This is a genomic window from Sinomonas terrae (genome assembly GCF_022539255.1).
In the GTDB taxonomy this organism is placed as follows: domain Bacteria; phylum Actinomycetota; class Actinomycetes; order Actinomycetales; family Micrococcaceae; genus Sinomonas; species Sinomonas terrae.
In genome coordinates this window covers 4,419,996-4,438,112 of sequence record NZ_JAKZBV010000001.1, presented here as the reverse complement: position 1 = coordinate 4,438,112, position 18,117 = coordinate 4,419,996, and the positions used below count along the sequence as shown (strand labels likewise).

General features: G+C 67.8%; 20 protein-coding genes. 8 read left to right on the top strand and 12 right to left on the bottom strand.

The window, feature by feature from the left end:
* Positions 1–14: 14 nt before the first annotated feature.
* The 3 genes from L0M17_RS20645 to L0M17_RS20635 form a co-directional block, all read right to left on the bottom strand.
* Entirely contained in the window at positions 15–473 is a 459-nt protein-coding gene (locus L0M17_RS20645) for a DUF6789 family protein (protein WP_241056236.1), read from the bottom strand.
* A 359-nt stretch (positions 474–832) separates the two neighbouring features.
* On the bottom strand, positions 833–2,182 hold the full coding sequence (locus L0M17_RS20640; protein ID WP_372498080.1) for an aldehyde dehydrogenase family protein: 1,350 nt from the start codon (positions 2,180–2,182) through the stop codon (positions 833–835).
* Between the two features lie 184 nt (positions 2,183–2,366).
* Complete coding sequence (locus L0M17_RS20635; RefSeq protein ID WP_241056235.1) at positions 2,367–2,933, bottom strand: TetR/AcrR family transcriptional regulator; 567 nt, start codon at positions 2,931–2,933, stop codon at positions 2,367–2,369.
* Positions 2,934–3,369: 436 nt separating this feature from the next.
* On the opposite strand from L0M17_RS20635, the gene L0M17_RS22805 reads away from it, so the two are divergent.
* Genes L0M17_RS22805 through L0M17_RS20620 form a run of 3 tightly spaced genes read left to right on the top strand, consistent with a single transcriptional unit; the run spans position 3,370 to position 5,012 of the window.
* A complete protein-coding gene (locus tag L0M17_RS22805) occupies positions 3,370–3,960 on the top strand; it encodes an ANTAR domain-containing protein (protein ID WP_372498079.1) in 591 nt (196 codons plus the stop codon).
* A gap of 9 nt (positions 3,961–3,969) precedes the next feature.
* Entirely contained in the window at positions 3,970–4,689 is a 720-nt protein-coding gene (locus L0M17_RS20625) for a GAF and ANTAR domain-containing protein (RefSeq protein WP_241056233.1), read from the top strand.
* Between the two features lie 8 nt (positions 4,690–4,697).
* On the top strand, positions 4,698–5,012 hold the full coding sequence (locus tag L0M17_RS20620; protein ID WP_241056232.1) for a hypothetical protein: 315 nt from the start codon (positions 4,698–4,700) through the stop codon (positions 5,010–5,012).
* 10 nt (positions 5,013–5,022) lie between these two features.
* Here the strand turns inward: L0M17_RS20620 and L0M17_RS20615 are convergent, their stop codons facing one another.
* The 3 genes from L0M17_RS20615 to L0M17_RS20605 all read right to left on the bottom strand — a co-directional run bounded on the left by L0M17_RS20615 (position 5,023) and on the right by L0M17_RS20605 (position 7,245).
* Entirely contained in the window at positions 5,023–5,877 is an 855-nt protein-coding gene (locus L0M17_RS20615) for an anti-sigma factor (RefSeq protein WP_241056231.1), read from the bottom strand.
* On the bottom strand, positions 5,870–6,448 hold the full coding sequence (gene sigK / locus L0M17_RS20610; RefSeq protein WP_241056230.1) for an ECF RNA polymerase sigma factor SigK: 579 nt from the start codon (positions 6,446–6,448) through the stop codon (positions 5,870–5,872). The genes L0M17_RS20615 and sigK overlap by 8 nt, the downstream gene beginning before the upstream one ends.
* Positions 6,449–6,564: 116 nt before the next feature.
* A complete protein-coding gene (locus L0M17_RS20605; RefSeq protein ID WP_241056229.1) occupies positions 6,565–7,245 on the bottom strand; it encodes a fasciclin domain-containing protein in 681 nt (226 codons plus the stop codon).
* Positions 7,246–7,372: 127 nt separating this feature from the next.
* Between L0M17_RS20605 and L0M17_RS20600 the strand changes: the two genes are divergently transcribed.
* Positions 7,373–9,100 (top strand): cytochrome c biogenesis protein CcdA, encoded by a 1,728-nt coding sequence (locus tag L0M17_RS20600; protein WP_241056228.1) that lies wholly within the window; start codon positions 7,373–7,375, stop codon positions 9,098–9,100.
* 10 nt (positions 9,101–9,110) lie between these two features.
* Here the strand turns inward: L0M17_RS20600 and L0M17_RS20595 are convergent, their stop codons facing one another.
* A complete protein-coding gene (locus L0M17_RS20595; protein WP_241056227.1) occupies positions 9,111–9,824 on the bottom strand; it encodes a FadR/GntR family transcriptional regulator in 714 nt (237 codons plus the stop codon).
* Between the two features lie 114 nt (positions 9,825–9,938).
* On the opposite strand from L0M17_RS20595, the gene L0M17_RS20590 reads away from it, so the two are divergent.
* The 3 genes from L0M17_RS20590 to L0M17_RS20580 are packed head-to-tail and all read left to right on the top strand — an operon-like array spanning position 9,939 to position 13,020.
* Positions 9,939–10,865: a carbon-nitrogen hydrolase family protein gene (locus L0M17_RS20590; protein WP_241056226.1), complete on the top strand. Its 927-nt coding sequence runs from the start codon at positions 9,939–9,941 to the stop codon at positions 10,863–10,865.
* Entirely contained in the window at positions 10,862–12,208 is a 1,347-nt protein-coding gene (locus tag L0M17_RS20585) for an APC family permease (RefSeq protein WP_241056225.1), read from the top strand. The genes L0M17_RS20590 and L0M17_RS20585 overlap by 4 nt, the downstream gene beginning before the upstream one ends.
* A gap of 17 nt (positions 12,209–12,225) precedes the next feature.
* Positions 12,226–13,020 carry a carbon-nitrogen hydrolase family protein gene (locus L0M17_RS20580; protein WP_241056224.1) on the top strand — a complete coding sequence of 265 codons (795 nt, stop codon included), beginning with the start codon at positions 12,226–12,228 and terminating at the stop codon, positions 13,018–13,020.
* A 291-nt stretch (positions 13,021–13,311) separates the two neighbouring features.
* Here the strand turns inward: L0M17_RS20580 and L0M17_RS20575 are convergent, their stop codons facing one another.
* From L0M17_RS20575 to L0M17_RS20565, 3 genes are all read right to left on the bottom strand, one after another.
* Complete coding sequence (locus tag L0M17_RS20575) at positions 13,312–13,635, bottom strand: type II toxin-antitoxin system PemK/MazF family toxin (protein WP_241056223.1); 324 nt, start codon at positions 13,633–13,635, stop codon at positions 13,312–13,314.
* Positions 13,632–13,841 (bottom strand): antitoxin MazE family protein, encoded by a 210-nt coding sequence (locus tag L0M17_RS20570; RefSeq protein ID WP_241056222.1) that lies wholly within the window; start codon positions 13,839–13,841, stop codon positions 13,632–13,634. The genes L0M17_RS20575 and L0M17_RS20570 overlap by 4 nt, the downstream gene beginning before the upstream one ends.
* Before the next feature lie 269 nt (positions 13,842–14,110).
* Complete coding sequence (locus tag L0M17_RS20565; RefSeq protein ID WP_241056221.1) at positions 14,111–14,317, bottom strand: twin-arginine translocase TatA/TatE family subunit; 207 nt, start codon at positions 14,315–14,317, stop codon at positions 14,111–14,113.
* A gap of 197 nt (positions 14,318–14,514) precedes the next feature.
* Between L0M17_RS20565 and L0M17_RS20560 the strand changes: the two genes are divergently transcribed.
* Complete coding sequence (locus L0M17_RS20560; RefSeq protein WP_241056220.1) at positions 14,515–15,600, top strand: lactonase family protein; 1,086 nt, start codon at positions 14,515–14,517, stop codon at positions 15,598–15,600.
* 5 nt (positions 15,601–15,605) lie between these two features.
* Here the strand turns inward: L0M17_RS20560 and L0M17_RS20555 are convergent, their stop codons facing one another.
* Together L0M17_RS20555 and L0M17_RS20550 are read right to left on the bottom strand one after the other, a co-directional pair.
* Positions 15,606–16,610: an acetamidase/formamidase family protein gene (locus L0M17_RS20555; RefSeq protein WP_241056219.1), complete on the bottom strand. Its 1,005-nt coding sequence runs from the start codon at positions 16,608–16,610 to the stop codon at positions 15,606–15,608.
* A 1-nt stretch (position 16,611) separates the two neighbouring features.
* Complete coding sequence (locus L0M17_RS20550; RefSeq protein ID WP_241056218.1) at positions 16,612–18,090, bottom strand: APC family permease; 1,479 nt, start codon at positions 18,088–18,090, stop codon at positions 16,612–16,614.
* Between the last annotated feature and the right edge of the window lie 27 nt (positions 18,091–18,117).

Sequence of the window (18,117 nt, the reverse complement as noted above, 5' to 3'; positions counted from 1 at the left end):
TCTCGATTCCGGAGTCAGGCCGGGTTCTTCGACTCCCGCTTCTCGCGCAAGCGTCTCGCAGCCCAACCCAGCGTCCAGCCGTAGACGAGGTGGGCTATGAAGACGTTCGCCGCCCTCCCGGGCCGGTCCTCGTGAGCCGGCGGGAGGATGTCCATGGCGGGGAGCCATCCTTCGTATCCGGCCAGCCAGACCATCGCACCGAACACTGTGCCGGTGCCCGGATCCTGGAAGCGGAATGGGACGAGGCACGAGTAGAGGGCTCCGCCGCTCATCCCGTAGCCAACATGGGATGCGAGGGCGAGAGCTTCCTTGCCCGTAGTCGGGAGGGAGGGGAAGAGGGTCCGGACGATTTTCTCCGGGGGCTGGCGGTGGATCAGGCCAGAAGCGCCCGCAGCGCCGAAGACCGTCGTCATCGCCGCCGTAGCTGCGACTCCTGCACTAGCGCCGCGGATCGCCCGCCGTATGAGTCCCATTGTTCGTCGCCCTCCGCTTGACCACCCTTCTCACACGCGCACTACCCGCCTGCGTCTGCCTCAACCGGCTTGCGCACGCTGGCGGGGGCGTGGCGCCAGAAAGGCGCCGGAAAGGCGCCGGAAAGGCGCCGGAAAGAAGAGGGCCGAAAAGAGGAGGACGACGGCGCACGCTGCCGTACGTCGTCGTCCTCGCCTTTGTTTCGGGTACAGATAATCAGGGCGGCTTGCGGATATCTGTACCCGAGTTGGGCTTGGGGTGGATTATCTGTACCCGAGTTGGTCCTGGGGTGGATTATCTGTACCCGAGTTGGGCTTGGGGTGGATTATCTGTACCCGAAACGGTGGGGGAGGGGTGGGGGTTAGCCGTTGATGACCTGGGGCTGGCCGAGGTGCTTGAGGCCTTCGACGCCGAATTCGAGGCCGTAGCCGGACTGCTTGGCTCCGCCGAAGGGGATGCGGGGGTCGACGAGGCCGTGGGCGTTGATCCAGACGGTGCCGGCCTCGAGGCGGGCGGCGACTTCGCGGGCCTTGTCGCGGTCGGTGGCCCAGACGGAGGCGCCGAGGCCGACCTCGAGGGCGTTGGCCATCGCCACGGCCTCCTCCACGTCGGTGTACTTGACGATGGGGAGGGCGGGTCCGAACTGCTCCTCGGCGACGAGGGGGTTGGTGTTGTCGATGTCGGCCACGAGGGTGGTGGGGTAGAAGTGGCCGGGCTGGTTCTCGTCGGGGTTGCCGCCGAGGAGGACGCGGGCGCCGGAGGCCTTGGCGGCCTCGACGAGGTCCTTGACGATCCCGTACTGGGAGGCGTTCTGCAGGGGGCCTAGGACGTTCTGCTCGTCCAGGCCCAGGCCCATGGGGACGTTCTTTGCGTAGTCGGTGAGGGCGTCGCAGACGGCGTCGTAGATGTCGGCGTGGACGTAGAGGCGCTTGAGGGCGGCGCAGGTCTGGCCGGTGTTGATGAACGCGCCCCAGAAGACGCCCTCGGCGATCGCCTTGGGGTCGGCGTCGGGTAGGACGATGCCGGCGTCGTTGCCGCCGAGCTCGAGGGTCAGGCGCTTCACGGTCTCGGCGGAGGAGCGGATGATGGCCTTGCCGGTGGCGGTGGAGCCGGTGAACATGACCTTGCCGATCGCGGGGTGCTCGGCCAGAGCGGAGCCGACGGTCCGGTTCCCGGCCACCACGCTCAAGAGGCCTTCGGGGAGGGCGGTGTTGATGACCCTGATGAGGGCCAGGACCGACAGGGGCGTGTAGCCGGAGGGCTTGACGATGGCGGCGTTGCCCATGCGCAGGGCGGGGGCGATCTGCCAGACGGTGATCATCATGGGCCAGTTCCACGGCCCGATCGCGCCGACGATCCCGATGGGCCGGTAGTGCAGGACGGCCTTGGTGGTCCCGTCGTCGACGACGGTCTCGGGCTCGAGGGGCGTGGCGGCGGCGGAGCGGAGCCAGGCGGCGCAGGCGCCGACTTCGAAGCGGGCGTTGGGGCCGTTGAGCGGCTTGCCCTGCTCGCGGGAGAGGATCCGGGCGAGCTCCTCGGCGCTGGCCTCGACGGCGTCGGCCGCCGCGTTCAGTGCCGCCGAGCGGGCCGCGTGCCCCGCCGCGGCCCAGGCGGGCTGGGCGGCCTGCGCCGCGGCGACCCCGGCCTCGAGCTCCGCGAGCCCGTGCAGCGGGGCCACGCCCACCAGCTCGCCGGTGGCCGGGTCGAACATCTCCCGTCCCGGCTCGCCCGCAGCCGGGGCGATCGCATCGAGCAGGGAAACGGTCTGCTCCAGAGTCGTGTCCATCGAAACCTCCACATCGAGTCCGCTGTTGGTCCCGTCCAGTCTCGGAGGCAGCGGCTTGCGGAGGCTTGTCTTCGCGTGAGCGATGGTTGTCATCCGGTGCAGAGGTGGCCTACGCCCGTACTTCCTTCCGCGCGAGGTGGTGCCTGATGAGTGATGTGGCGAGCGCTTCGGCGTCGTTCATCGCCCGGGTACTGCCCTCGGTGAAGGAGAGGAGGACGCCGTCCAGCAGCAACCGATAGTCCCTCGCGAATTCGTCGGGCTCGCTGAGGCCTGCGGCCTCGGCCATCCCGGCGATCTGGCCTGTTAGCCGCGTGGAGAGCTCAATGCTCGCGCGGCCCAGAGGGTCGTTGGGGCCGAACTCGGCGAGGACCCGGACCAGAGAGGCGTGTGGGCCTCCGTCGCTGTCCTTCCCGCACAGCGTGTCCAGTGCGTCGAGGACGCCCAGCAGCGACTGCGGACCTTCACCGCGAGCGGCGACCGACATTTCGAGCGCTGTCGCCCACCGCCGGTAGAGGTGCTTGAGGTAAGCGAGAGCGGCTTCCTCTTTCGAGGGCACATAGCTGTAGAAGGTGGACTTGGCGACCCCGGCGTATGCGACAAGGTCCTCCACACCGGTTCGGCGGATACCCTGCCGAGCAAAGAGCTCGAAGCACGCCCTGAGAATCTGCTCCCTCATGAGCCCGCCTCGAGGTCAAGGCGTGCATGCGGAGAGGTGGCTGCCGAGGAGGGGAGCGCTGTGACGATCATGGTTGGGGCCGGGCCTTCCGGGGCTCCCGTTAGGTCAGAGGCGGTGAACGACCGCCCGTGCCAACGAAGGTTCCAGAGGGAGCAGGCTCCTTCCGCTCCTTCTCTGAGGCTAAGGCTACGCAGATGTTTCTGTCTACGTGAGCGGGGAAGGGCTCTCGTACGCCGAGGGGTGTAGCGTTCTTTTTAGGGGTTAATTGGTCGCATTCTGGAGGCAGGGGAGGCTGGCGGAACATGCGTTCGGAATGGACGAGGTTCGATGTGGCTGAGCTGCAAGGCATCCTCCTGGAGAGCCCGGACCTCAAGTCTTTCCTCTTCCGCCTGACCCAGGTGGCGGCCCAGGAGCTGTCCCGGCGAGGGACTGCCTACTGCAGCGTCACTGTGCTCCGCGAGCGGCGCTGGGCAACCGTCGGCTTCAGCGAAGAGTTCGCCGTGGGTCTGGACGACCTCCAGTATTCAAGTGGAGAAGGCCCCTGCATGACGGCGTTGAAGACGGCACGGTCATCGACGTACCAGATCTGGTTCACGAGCAACGATGGCCCGTGTATCGGGGTCCCGCTCTGGAATCGGGAATTCGATCGATCCTCGCGGTCCCCATCGTCCTCGATCTCGGTGCTCAGGCCGCCCTGAATTGCTACGCGGATGAACCCGGGGCCTTCGACAACGAGGCCAAGGCAAGTGTCGAGGCGTTCGCCGATTTGGCCGCGTCCTCCGTGCGCCTCGCTGTAAGGCTGGAGAACGAGCTGGAGCGATCCTCTGACTTGAAGGCGGCCCTCGAGTCGAGGACGGCGATCAATCTCGCTTCGGGAGTGATCATGGCCCAATCAGGGTGCACCCAAGAGCAGGCAGTGGAGATCTTGCGGCGCGCTGCGATCGGGCGGAACGTCAAGCTTCGGGACGTTGCGTCCCAGATCTTGGCCCGGTTCGGCGAGGTCGATCCGGCCACCCATTTTGACTGAGGGGCAACGATGACGAGGACCGATCTTCCGCTCGCGCAGGAACTTGCGGAGCTGACCGCCCGGCTGGCGGATCTTCTGCTGACCCGGGAGTCCGCTGAGGACGCTGTCCAGTCCCTTGCGCAAGCTGCAAAGGAGGCGATGCCGCACGCCTCGGGCGCCGGTGCGACCCTTATCGATCCCCGCGGCCACAAGACCAGCACTGGGGCCACCGATGAGGTGGTGTTGGAGGCGGACCGTCTGCAGTACGAGATAGGGCAGGGGCTCTGCCTGAGTGCGTGGGCCGAGGACAGGACCCAGGTGATCGAGGACATCGAGACCGAGACGCGGTGGCCTCTGTGGACGCGGGCCGTCTCGGTTCTCGGGCTGCGCTCTGCGCTCAGCTCGCCATTGACGACGGGCGGAACACCGATCGGCGCCCTCAAGGTCTACTCGGACAGGCCGGGGACGTTCACTGATCGCGACGTTCGGATCTTGGAGATGCTCGCGCGCCCGGCTGCGGTGATGCTCGCCAACGTGCAGGCGAGGGATGCAGCGGAGCGGGCCAGTGCTTCGATGTCCGAGGCCGTCTCCGACCGCGACGCGATTAACATGGCAACAGGGATTCTGATGGAGAGGGAGCGCCTCAGCCCCGACGACGCGCTCTTGCGGATCGTGTCCCTTTCACGGCTCAAGCAGCGGGCCCTTCGAGATATCGCCCAGGACCTTGTCACCGGGCGCTCTGTTCTCTGAGGACGAGGATGGACACCGGCAGCAATGAGGTAGAGAGGCAGTGGAGACTTACCCGTCAGGCCATGGATGAAGCCGGGCTGACGATTGGACAGGTCTGGCTGCGGTACTTCAGCCTCACCGGAAACGCGGGCGAGTACGAGGTGGACGCGTATCTCAACGGCCTGCTCGTCCTTCCCGAACTGCAGCGCGACCTTATTTCCCATGCCGTGAACGAGCTCATCGATGAAAAGCCGAGCGTTCGAAGGGCCCCCTACAGCGGCGGGGTCGACGCAGACGGAGACGGCAAGGCCCACGAGAGGCAGGACGAGTCCGAGGACAAATAGTCCGAAGACCTCAGGCCAGGCTCTGGAGCAGGATCGGCTTGGTCGTGGGGTGAGGCGATCCGCCGGCCGGTTCGACCGTCACGCCGAGGTAGGCGGCGTTGCCCAGGCCCCCGGAGAGCTCGTTCCAGGTCGAGCCGTCTCCTGCCTTGACGAGGCCTGCGGGCTTCGCGGCACCGGCCGGGTCGATGAGCCAGAGCTCGTAGGCCTTGCCCTGGGGCGGAGGCGCCATCCCGATCGTCACCACGCCGGCGACCCCGGCGTCTTTCGAGTGCGCGATCAGCATGGTCGCGCCCCCGGGTGCGGCGACCTCCTGGACCTTCCCGTCCGGTGCGGAGAGGATCCTGTCCATCACGGCGGAGCGCGAGCCCTGGGCCGCGGCGAGGGCCTGGACCGCCTGGTCCCGCTCCTGCTGCTGCTGGAACCCCCACACTCCGGCACCGCCGGCGGCCAGGAGGAGCACGGCGGCGGCAGCAGCGAGCCACCGTGCGCTCGTCGGGAAGGACCGTGCGCTCGTTGGGAAGGACCGTGCGCTCGTCGGGAAGACACGACGACGGCCCTCCCCGAGGCGGCCGGGTGCCTCTTCGTGCACGGGCTCTTCCTGCACGGGCTCGTCGTGCACGGGTTCGGGCGCTACCTCGGCCTGCGGCGTGAGGGCGATCTGGGCCATGAGCCGTTCCTTCAGCGCGGGCGGCGGGGCGACCGGGGTCGTCCCTGCGGCGAGCAGCGCGGCGGTCTCGCTCAGCTCGCGTGCCTCCTGGGCCGTCGGATGCCCGAACGGGAGGCCGTCCTCGAAGCGGCCCCGCTCCTCGCCGTCGAGCGCGTTGAGCGCGTAGACGCCGGTCAGCAGGTGCAGCTGGTCATCCATGGCTCACTCCCAACACGTCTCGGAGACGGATCATGCCGTCGCGGATTCTGGTCTTCACGGTGCCGAGGGGAAGCCCCAGGGCGTCGGCCACTTCGCCGTAGGTGTAGCCGCCGTAGTAGGCCAGGCGGATCGCCTGGCGCTGGACCTCGGTGAGGGACTCGAGCGCCCTGTGCACCCGTTCGCTCTCGAGGGCCACCTCGACGCGGTGCTCCACGTCGTCGTAGCTCTCCCGGAAGTCCTTGGCCCCCTCGCGGAGGTCCCTGTCCGCGGAGGCCTGGGCCGCGCGGACCCGGTCGACGGCGCGGCGGTGGGCCATGACCGTGATCCAGGCGCGGGCCCGGCCCCGGTCGGCGTCGAAGCGCTTGGCCTGCTGCCAGACCTCGAGGAAGACCTCCTGGGTCACTTCCTCGCTCTGGGCGGGGTCCCGGACGACACGCAGCACGAGCCCATGCACGAGCGGGGCCAGCGCGTCGTAGAGGCGCCCGAAGGCCTCCTGATCGCCCGCCGCGACCCGGGCCATGAGCACGTCGATGTCGGGGGCAGCGGCACTGCCCGCGTCTCGGTCCGGCATGAAGACAACTGTCTCACGTCTGGGCACTGGGACTCCCTAGGCTCGGCGGATACGGGAGCAGGCGCCGCCCGGTTCGGGGCCGGACGGCGCTCGCGCGGGCTTCGCTACGGCTGGGGTTAGTTGGCCGGAGGCATGAGGACCGAATCGATCAGGTACACCGTGGCGTTGGCCGTGTGCACGCCGCCGCAGATGACGTTGGCGCCGTTGACCTTGAGGCTGTTGCCCGATCCGGTGACCGTGAGCTTCTGGCCCTCGACGGTCGTGTGGTCTCCATCGATCGACGACGGCTCGATCTGCCCCGCGACGACGTGATAGGTCAGGATCTTCTTAAGCGTCGCGTCGTCTGTCTTGAGGCTGCCGAGCGTGTTCGAGTCGATCTTGGCGAAGGCGGAGTCGACGGGAGCGAAGACCGTGAACTGGCTCGAGTCGAGCGTGTCGACGAGGTTGACCTTGGGGTTGAGCTTGCCGGAGACGGCCGAGACGAGGGTGGTCAGCATCGGATTGTTCGATGCAGCGACGGCAACCGGATCTGCCGCCATCCCCTGGACCGAGGCGGGGCCGCTGGGGTTCGACTGTGCGTACGAGGCGCAGCCGGGCCCGACCAGGCCGGCTGCTGGGTCTGCCGAGGCCGAGGCGGAGGCCATGGGCGACATCGGGCTGCTCATCGCGCTCGGCGAACTGGTTGCGGACGACGACGAACCCCCGCTCGCCGCCGTCGACCCCCCGCACGCGGCAAGGCCAAGGGCCGTGAGGGCGGCGAGGCCGACGACGGCCGAGGTGCGCTGGATGCTCTTCATGGCTTCACTCCTGTTTCATCGGATTCCCCCGCCGGTCCGCCGGGGTTGCACATGAGGTTCGGAGCAGGTGCGGGAGCGGATTGGAATGCGGCCAATCCGGTTCGGGTAGGCACTTCGAACCGAGGGCATGGGCGCGAACATCCTCATCGGCTTCCTCGGTGGCCTCATCACCGGCATTTCGCCGTGCATCCTCCCGGTTCTGCCGGTGATCTTCGTCTCCGGTGGGCTCGACAGCGCGCGCCCCGGGGCGCCGTCGTCCGTTCCAGCCCGGAAGGCCTCGCGATGGCGGCCCTACCAAGTGATCGCGGGACTCGTACTGAGCTTCAGCGCGTTCACCCTGCTCGGCTCGCTTGTACTCGGACTTCTCGGCCTCCCGCAGGACTTCTTCCGGTGGGCCGGGATCGGGGTCCTCGCTGCCGTTGGACTTGGACTCATGATTCCGCGCGTCGAGGAGCTGCTCGAGAAGCCCTTCTCCTGGATTCCTGCGCGCAGAGTCGACGCGCGGCGAGGCGGCCTCGGCCTAGGGCTGGCCCTCGGGGCCGTGTTCGTCCCGTGCGCGGGGCCGGTTCTGGCGGCCATCACGGTCTCGGGGGCCACGGGGAGGATCGGGCCGGAGACGATCGCCCTGACGCTCTCGTTCGCACTGGGTGTCTCGGTCCCGCTGCTGTTCTTCGCCCTCGCCGGCCGCGGGCTTGCAGAGCGGCTGAAGTCATTCCGGCGCCGCCAGCGCGCCATCCGCATCACCGCCGGCGTACTCATGATCGCGCTCGCCGCCGGGCTGGCCCTCGACCTCCCGGCCGCCGTCCAGCGCCTCATCCCCGATTACACTGCGGGGCTTCAGGACCGCCTTGCCCCCTCGGCCGGCAACCCCCTCGACCTCGGCGGCCTCGTGACCGATGAGAACCGCGGCCTCGACCGATGCACGCAGAACGCGACCGCCCTTCAGGACTGCGGCCCAGCACCGGCCCTCCACGACGTCACGGCATGGCTCGGTTCGCAGCCGCTCACCCTCAGCCAGCTGCGAGGGAAGGTGGTGCTGATCGACTTCTGGGCGTACTCGTGCATCAACTGCCAGCGCTCACTGCCGCACATCGTCCAGCTCAACGACACGTACAAGTCCGATGGGCTCGAGGTGATCGGGATCCACACGCCCGAGTACGCATTCGAGCGGGTGCAGGGCAACGTTCAGGCGGGGATCGCCGAGCACGGCATCGACTACCCCGTTGCGATGGACAACTCGTACGGGACGTGGACCGCGTACCGGAACAGGTTCTGGCCCGCTCAGTACCTCATCGACGCCAACGGCACTGTCCGGCACATCCAGCAGGGCGAGGGGGGCTACCAGACCACTGAATCCCTCGTGCGGCAGTTGCTCGCACAGGCCCGGCCCGGCATCTCGCTCCCGCAGCCGGTCGAGGGCAAGGACACCGCGCCCGTTCCGGGAAGCACCACCCCGGAGACGTTCCTCGGCGTCGCCAAGCAGGTGAACTATGCGGGTGCCCAGCCTTATTCGGCGGGGCCGGGCAACTTCTCCTATCCCCAGGCGCAGCGGCCGGACTCGTTTGCCCTGGCCGGGCCCTGGGCGCTCGATACGCAGCGCATCGTGGCCCCCGCGTCGAATGGCCCGTCCCAGCCACCGTCCCGGGTGCGGTTGGATTTCCACGCCCGTAAGGTCGAAGCTGTCCTCGGCGGGAGCGGGACGCTCACGGTCCGCGGCCCGGCGGGGCAGAAGACCATCACCGTATCTGGGACCCCACGCTCGTATCTCCTGCTCGACGCTCCGAGCACGCAGACGGGGACCCTCGAGGTGACTGCCAGCCCAGGTCTGGAGCTCTATTCGTTCACGTTTGGGTAAGCGGGCGCCTTCACTCCGTCAGCAGCCCCACCACCATCGTCCGGTGGAGCGTCTCGACGTGCTTGCGGGAGACGGCTGCGGCGGCAACGGCATCTTTGGCGTGGAACGCCTCAGTGAGCGCGGCATGGTCGCGATTGGCGACGTGCAGTTGCTCGATCGGGTAGGGCACGAAGAAGGCGTAGAGCTCGTCGAGCGAGTGCTGGTACTCCTCGACGGCGGCGCCCAGACCCGACGCCTGCCCCACAAGCTCGTGGAAGGCTGCGTCGGCCTGGTGGTACTCGGCCCACCCACTCGTCGCCGCCATCCGCGCGGTGAGTGCTTCGAGCTCCCAGAGCTGCTCCTCGCTTGCATTGAGGGCGGCGAAGTGCCCGACGGAGGTCTCGAAGAGCATCCGCCGGTCGATCAGCCGATGGATCTGTGAGAATTCGGACGCCGGCATCGTGAGGCCCCGTAGGACTTCCGCGGGGGGATCCTCGGCGACAAAAGTGCCTCCGCCACGTCCGCGAAGACGGACGACGACGCCGTCGTCCGCTAGCGAGGCGAGCGCGCGGCGGGCGGTCATGGGACTCACGGAAAGACCGAGCGCTACCTCCTCCTTGTCTGGAAGCCGCTCGCCGGGTTTGAGGAGTCCCAGCCGGATCGCGACGCCGATCCTCATGCGCACGGCGTCGATCGCGCTACGCCGTTCGATGCCCGTGAGCGAGGCGTCGTCGATGAGCGTCAATTCAGGCTCCTGTTCCTCGAAGAGGCCGGCTTTCTTTTAATGGATCAGCTTGATCTATTATGGCTGACGTCACACCGAAAGACGAGGTCCGCCTTGCAACGTCATCTTCCCCTTGTGGTCGTCCAAGCGCCGCCGCAGCTCATCGGGGCACCGCTCGACGGCTTCGCCGACGAAGCGCGCCGAGCGCTTGAGCGGCACCCGGAGGCCAAGCTCCTCGCCTTCCCCGAGCTCCACCTGTTCGGCGACGGCTATCCGGACCTCCAGCGCGAGGAAGCCCTCCGGGGCGCCGCCGAGCCGCTGGACGGACCCCGGGTCGAGGCCTTGGCCTCGCTCGCATCCGAGCTCGGCGTATGGCTCGCGCCCGGGAGCGTGTGCGAACTCGGCGAGCACGGCGAGCTGTTCAACACGCAGATCGTCCTCTCGCCTGAGGGAAGGCTCGCGGGCAGCTACCGCAAGATCTTCCCCTGGCGTCCGCACGAGCCGTACGTGCCGGGCGACCGCTTCGCCGTCCTCGACCTCGACGGGATCGGCCGCGTGGGCCTCAACATCTGCTACGACGCGTGGTTCCCCGAGACCACGAGGCAGCTCTCGTGGATGGGCGCCGAGGTGATCCTCAACGTCGTGAAGACGACGACGGCGGACCGCGCCCAAGAGCTCGTGCTTGCCCGCGCGAACGCGATCGTCAATCAGGTCTTCGTGGTGAGCGTCAACTGCGCCGGGCCCACCGGGATGGGTCAGAGCCTCATTGTCGACCCCGAAGGGGGCGTCATCGCCGAGGCTCCCGACGCGGAACCGATGCTCCTCGCCGCGGACCTCGACCTGGCCGCCGTCGACCGTGTGCGCGCGCACGGGACCGCAGGCGTCAACCGCATGTGGTCTCAGTTCCGGCCCGGCGAACCCGCCATCCAGCTTCCCGTCTACGGCGGCCGGATCGACCCCCGGACGTGGCAGCCCTCGACCTTCTCATCCCCAGCCACCGGCTCATCGCCAACCACCGGCCACGTAGACGTGGTCCCCGCCACAGTCAGGAGCGTTTCATGACCGATTCGTCGGCAACCCTCACCCGGACGCTGCGGCTCCCGTCGCTCGTCCTCTTCGGGCTCGCGTATCTCGCGCCGCTCATCGTCCTCGGCATCTTCGGCGTCATCGCCCAGACGACGGCGGGGGCGACCCCCTCGGCCTATCTCGTGGCCCTCGTCGCGATGCTGTTCACGGCGCACAGCTACGGGCGCATGTCCGTGGCGCACCCGGTGTCCGGATCCGCGTACACGTACGTGCGGAAGTCGATCGACTCCCGGGTGGGCTTCCTCGTGGGCTGGGCGATGCTCCTGGACTACATGTTCCTTCCCATGGTGATCTGGCTCATCGGCGCCTCATACCTCGGCTCGGCGTTCCCCAGCGTCCCGATGCCGGTCTGGATCATCTCCTACATCGTCCTCACAACGGCGCTCAACGTGCTCGGCATCAAGGTCGCCGACAAGGCCAACTTCCTCCTCATGGCGTTCCAGATGCTCGTCATCCTCGTGTTCGTCGTGCTCTCCATCGGCTCGATCATGGGCCCGCACGGCTCCGGGAGCCTCTTCAGCGTGACCCCATTCGCCAATCCGGGCACCGGCTTCGGGCCGATCACCGCTGGCGCCGCGATCGCCGCGTACTCCTTCCTCGGCTTCGACGCCGTCACCACCCTCACCGAGGAGACCTTCGAGCCGCAGAAGACCGTGCCACGCGCGATCATGCTCGTCGCGCTCATCGGCGGCGGGATCTTCATCGTCGTCTCCTACGCCGCACAGCTCGTGCACCCGGGCGGCGACTTCGCCAACGTCGACTCGGCCGCGACTGAGATCGCCGTCCAGATCGGTGGGAACCTCTTCGCCGCGGTGTTCCTCGCGGGCATGGTCGTGGCCCAGTTCGCCTCGGGAATCGCAGCCCAGGCGAGCGCGTCCCGCCTCATGTACGCGATGGGGCGTGATTCGGTCCTGCCGAAGAAGCTCTTCGGTCGCCTCAACCCGCGCTTCCGCACCCCGGTCATCAACATCGCCATCACGGGCGCTGTCGGGCTGATTGCCATGTTCCTGGACGTCTCGACGTCGACCTCGTTCATCAACTTCGGTGCGTTTACGGCGTTCACCCTCGTCAACGTCTCGGTCATCTTCCACTACTTCCGCGAGACCAAGCGCGGTGTCCGGCTCAATCGCGTGAGCTACCTGCTGGTGCCGGGGGTCGGGACGATCGTCTGCGCGTACCTGCTCTCACAGCTCGACTCGAACGCGCTCACCCTGGGCCTCTCATGGCTCGTGGTCGGGGTCCTCGTGCTCGCCACCATCACGCGCGGTTTCCGCAAGGCGCCGCCGGAGATGCAGACTGCTGAGGCAGCACTCGTCTGACCGAGAGGAACCCCACCGTGCGCGTCGCCGTCGCCCAGCCCGCCTCCACCGATGATGTCGCGGCGAACCTTGCCGAGATTGCACGGCTCTCGGAAGAGGCGGCGGGGCTCGGAGCCGAGGTGGTCCTGTTCCCCGAATACGCGACGTACGAGAAGAAGCGCCTCGACGAGACCTTCGCCCGCGCGGCCCAGCCGCTCGACGGTCCCGTCTGCTCGGAACTGGCCTCCATCGCCCGCCGTCACGGCATCACGCTCGTGGCGGGGGTGGTGGAGGCCAGCCCGGCATCGGACCGGCCTTACAACACGCTCGCGGCGTTCGCACCCGATGGCGGGCTCGTCGCGGCCTACCGCAAGATCCACCTCTTCGATGCTCAGGGACAGCGCGAATCCGACTTCATCTCCCCGGCTCCCCTCGCGCAGCCCGTGACGTTCGACGCCGGAGGGGTCACCTTCGGGCTCATGACCTGCTACGACCTGCGCTTCCCGGAGCTCGCCGCCGCGTTGGTGGACGCCGGCGCGCAGGTGCTCGCGCTCGGCGCGTCGTGGGTGCCGGGAGAGCTCAAGACAGAGCAGTGGCGCACACTTTCCGCTGCCCGGGCCATCGACAACGCTGTCTTCGTGGCCGGCTCCTGCCAGGCTCCCCCCATCTCGATCGGCAGCAGTCTCCTCATCGATCCGCAGGGCGACGTGCTCGCCCTGCTCGGCTCCGACCCCGGCGTCGTCGTCGCAGACCTGGACCTTGCCCGCATCCCGTCGACGCGGCTCGAGTTCCCTGTAGCCGAGCAGCGCCGGATGCCTTCCTTCAAGGACTGAGGGCGGCCACACCAGAGGGACTATCGGTCTAGACAGGCAGCCCCGGCCTTTATTAGCATCTTTTACTGCCAAAGCCGTTATCGGCCTTGTCTGGCCGGGGGAGGAGGAGCACGTCAGAGACGACCGATACTCAGCACCAAGTGTCCAATCCGTCGAAAGCCCCTCTCGCGAGGGGCTTTCCCTTTTTCTGGCGGCACTCCCGGTCCCGCGAAGAGGCTGAGCCTTGGGTGTGTCCGGCGCCGATCAGGCGGGAAGACGGAGGGTCGAGGGCGGATGGCCGGCCTCGGTTGGTTAGGCGATGCCGAGGAAAACCAGCAGCGCCCGCTCGACCGCTGCCAGCTGGGTCGGGGCGAGCCGTCCGATGCGGGACTGGACGTTGGAGCGGCGCACGGTGGTGAGCTTGTCGATCATGACCTGGCTTTCGCGCTGGAGCCCGGAGAGCTCGGAGGGCTGTACGGGTATCCGCAGCAGCGGCGCCTCGACCAGGTGCGACGTGAGGGGAAGGACGGTTACCGAGTCGGTTGCGTCGTAGCGGTCGTCCTGGATGACAAGGGCGGGCCGGGGCTTGCTCGCGTAGACTCCGCCGGCCACAGTCCAGATCTCGCCGCGGATCAATCCTCGTCCCAGGGCGCGGAGACGGCCTCGATGAAGTCCTGGTCGTCGGTGCCCGCGTCCGCGGCTGCGACCGTGGCCGCCTGCCGGTGCGCCTCGTCCCGGAAGCCTGCGGCGCGGGTGTCCGGAACCCAGACCTGGATCGGTCGGAAGCCCTGCTCGCGCATCCGGCGCCGGTGCTCTCCCACGCGGTCCTTCACATCAGCCATGCCACCATTGTTACATGTAACAGCGGCGGGGGCGAGGGCTGGAGGCGAGAACGACGAGCGCCCGTGAGCGCCGGTAGAACGTCGCCCGGGACATTCCGAGGCTCACCGACACCGATCTCCGGTCCCCGAGGAGACGTTGACGGTGTCGTACCGGTACTCCCCGAGCGTCGAGGAGACCTGCCCGAGACGGCCTTCATGCCTCATCACCCACAGGCATACTCCCTCGGCGGGGAGGTTCTTCCAGATGACCGCTCTCGCCGCCGTCTCCCTCAGTCTTGCGGTTCGGCGGTTCTCATGGAGGCTGTGATGTCCGCCGGGGAGGCCTCCTCCTTGAACTGCTTCACCTCGGTCTTGAAGATGCGGAGGGACTGGCCCACGCTTCGAGCGATGCCCGGCAGTTTGGGTGCCCCGAAGAGGAGCAGCGCCGCGAGGATGATGATGCCGATGACCCAGGGTTCTTCGAAGAGTCGTGCCAAGGGAGGGTTTCCTTTCGAAACAGGCTACCGAGAAAACGGTTTCCCGACTCATAGGAGCCTAGGAACCTCGGAGGCGAAAGGCAAGGGGTCCGGGGACCTAGGTTCAGGGAGCGGGGCCCACGTGTCACCCCCGAGCAGCGGGGTATGGACCCCGTAGTTGTCCTCGCGCAGGCGAGGCGTTGCAGAAAGGCGGATCCTTGACTGAGCAGAGCCTGGCCCAGCGCACCTTCGTCCTCGTCGCTTGCACGGGGGCCGGCGCCGTCGACCTCCTTGAGCTCGACGCCGGATCGGGAGCGCTCAAGCCGCTCGCGCGCACGGAGGGCCTCCCCGGCGTGGCCGCTCTCGCGCTGGGTCCGCAGGGCACGGCGTACGCCGCGTGCAATGGTGGGGGGACCGACGGAAGCGGACCGCGCGCCGTCGCCCTCTCGCTCGACCCGACGGGCGCAGTGGCCCAAGGCGCGGCCCGCGACCTCCCGGCGTCGGCCTGCTTCGTGGCGCTCGGACCGGATGGCCGCAGCCTCTTCAGCGCGTCCTATGGAGACGGGCGGCTCGACAGGGTGCCGCTCCCCGGAGCGAACAGCGGGAAGTCCGCCCGCTATGACACGGGCGCCAATACGCACTGCGTCGCCTTCAGCCCGGACGGTCGTTTCGTCTACGCGACGTCGCTGGGAGACGACCGAGTGAGCTGGTTCAAAGCGGACGACGATGGCGCAACCCGAGCGGACGACGGCGCGATCACCCCTAGCGGGTCGGTCGCCGCGCAGCGCGGCTCGGGACCGCGATACCTGCGCCTCAACAAGGCAGGCGACCGCGCCTACGTGGTGCATGAGCTCACGGGGGAGATCGCCGTGTACGCGAGGGACGCCGAATCGGGCGGCCTCGAACTCCTCCAGCGGATCTCGGCCGTCGAGGGGCTCGGCCTGGCGCCGGGCCCCGTGCGTTCGGCGAGCACGCCCGATCCCGGTACCGGCGTTGTGTGGGCGGCGGACCTCCGCCTCACCCCCGACGATCGCTTCCTCTACACGACGGAGCGCTCGACGAGCACGATCTCGGGCTTCGCCGTGAAGGACGACGGGACGCTCGAATTCGTGTCCCGGACCTCGACCGAGGCGCAGCCGTGCGGGAGCGCGATCGACCCGTCGGGTCGATTCCTCCTCGTGTGCGGCGAGGCGTCCGACCACATCTCGTCCTACTGGATCGGAGACGACGGGCGGCTCACGCCGGGGGCGAGGTCCGAGACGAGCGCTGGGCCGCTCGCGATCGAGTGCTGTCGGGTCATGTGATTTCCTTAGGCGCTGTAGTCCTCCGCCGCGGCGCGGAGGCGACGGTGCACGCCGCCGTACGCCTCGGCGGACTTCAAGGCCCACTTGGGCAGCTTCGCGAGCATCGTGTAGTTCGGGTCGCAGACGTTGGCCGCCGGGGCGAGGCCGAGCTGGCTCACGAGCTGGTAGGCGTCGAGCGTGTCCAGGCCGGTCAGCTCGGAGGCCCACCCGATGAGGTCGGTCTGGCTGATCCGGTAGGCGTCCTCGAGCGGACGGACCGAGCCGGTACTCATGATGTATTCGTCGTCCTCGAGGCGCGGCCAGCTCAGCGCCCCGTCCTTGACGACGTCGACGGCGATCACGCTGTTCATGGCCGATTCCAGCCCAGTGCCGCACACCTCGCCCTCGCCCTGCCGCGCGTGGCCGTCACCGAGCGAGAGCATCGCCCCGGGTACGTTCACGGGCAGGTAGAGGGTGGTCCCGGCCCGGACCTCGGGGGTGTCCATGTTGCCGCCGTGGGTCGAGGGCGTCACGACGAGGCGGACCTCACCGCTCGCGGGGGCGACGCCGACGGTCCCGTGCATCGGATCGAGCGGAAGGGAGAGCTCGTAGTCGGAGTTCCGCGCCCGGAAGGTGGCCGTCCACGAGTCGAGATCGATGTCGTAGAACCAGACGCGCTCCTCGAGGGGAGCGGAGAGCATGGAAGTCTCGTGCGTCGGGGTCAGCGCGCCGAAGTGGGGGAAGGTGCTGGAGACCGCGTAGGGGCGTGCTGGGACGATCGAGATGAAGTGCACCGCCAGGACGTCCCCGACCTCGGCCCCCTCCACCTCGATCGGCCCGGAGACGGGATTCAGCTCGGCGAACGGGACGACCTCGCTCGGCAGATCGTCCGGGGAGTTCACCCGTCCGCCGTAGCAGTCCTCGGTGCTGACCTCCACGATGTCCCCGGGCTTGACGCTCAGGAGAGGCTTTGACCCTCCGAAGACGTAGGAGTACTGCTCCGGGGTGGGCTTGAGCGTGTGGATCGCCATGTCAGCGAACCTCCTTTTCGTCGATGGGGGAGGTGGCTGCAGCCGAAGGGTCAGTCATGCGCCCTGCCTTGAGCAGGAAGAACGCCAGGATCAGGCCGATGACGAGCCAGAGGACACCGAGCACCTGCGCGGCGATGTTGGCGTTGATGATGACGGCCACGAGGATCGCGAGACCGAGGAGCGGCAGAACGAGGTGAACGAACCAGCGGCGCGACTTCTGACGAATTACGAACCACCAGACGACGGCGATGTTCAGCAGCGAGAACGCGGTGAGAGCGCCGAAGTTGACGAGCGTCGAGATCTCGGTGAGGCCGTTCGGCTGCGTCACGAGGTAGAGGCCGAGCACGAGCGAGATGGCCGCGACCAGGAAGGTCGCGTTGACCGGCACGCCACGCTTCGGGTGAACGCGGCTGAGGAACGCCGGAAGCTGGCGGTCGCGTGCCATTGCGAACAGGAGGCGCGACGTTGCCGCCTGGGCGACGAGGGCGTTCGCGAAGCCCCACGCGACGGCGGTCGCCGCGGCAGTGAGGATGAACAGGAACGCGCCGCCGGCGTTCTTCGCGGCGTCGTAGAAGGCGGTCCCATTCGGATCGCCGTTGGCGAGGAGCCCTGCGGGATCGTGCACGAGCATCGAGGCGACCCAGGTCTGGACGACGAAGAGCACGCCCACGAGCAGGAGGGATGCGATCATCGAGCGGCCGAGGGACTTGGTCGAGCCGGCATTCTCCTCGGCGAGCGTCGAGATGCCGTCGAAGCCGAGGAACGAGAGCACAGCGATCGAGACAGCGCCGAAGATGAGCGACGGGTCGAAGGTGTGCGGGTTGAAGAAGGCGTCGAAGCTGAACGTGCCCTGGCCGTTGGCAACCGCAACGAATCCGATGACGAGGAAGATCGCGAGCACGATGAGTTCGAGCACGAGCATGATCTTGTTGACCTTCGCCGTGAACTCGATGCCGAGATAGTTGATGAGGGTGTTGAGCAGCACGAATGCGACGAGCCATGCCCACAGGGGGATCGCGGGAATCATGCCGTTCATGGCGATGGCGGCCGCTAAGTAGAGGAGGGCGGGAATGAGGATGTAGTCCAGGAGGATCATCCAGCCCGCTACGAATCCGAGGATGCGGGTGATTCCGCGCCCCACGTACGTGTAGACGGAGCCCGACATCGGGAATGCCTGGACCATCTGTGCGTACGAGTTTGCCGTGCACATCATGGCGAGCATGCCGACGATGTACGCCATGGCGACCATGCCGCCGGAGGCTTGGAAGACGCTGCCGAAAATCGCGAAGGGGGCGATTGGCACCATGAAGATCAGACCGTAGACCAGGAGGTCGGAGAACTTCAGCGTGCGCTTGAGTTCCTGGCGGTAGCCGAATTCTTCGATGCCGGTGCCGATGTCCGTGCCGGTCGCGGCGCCGGCGCCCTCGATGTTCGCGGGAAGGGCCGGGGCGTCATAAGGTTGACGAGGTTCTGAGTTCATCGCCGTTGAGTCGTCCAATGCTCGGCC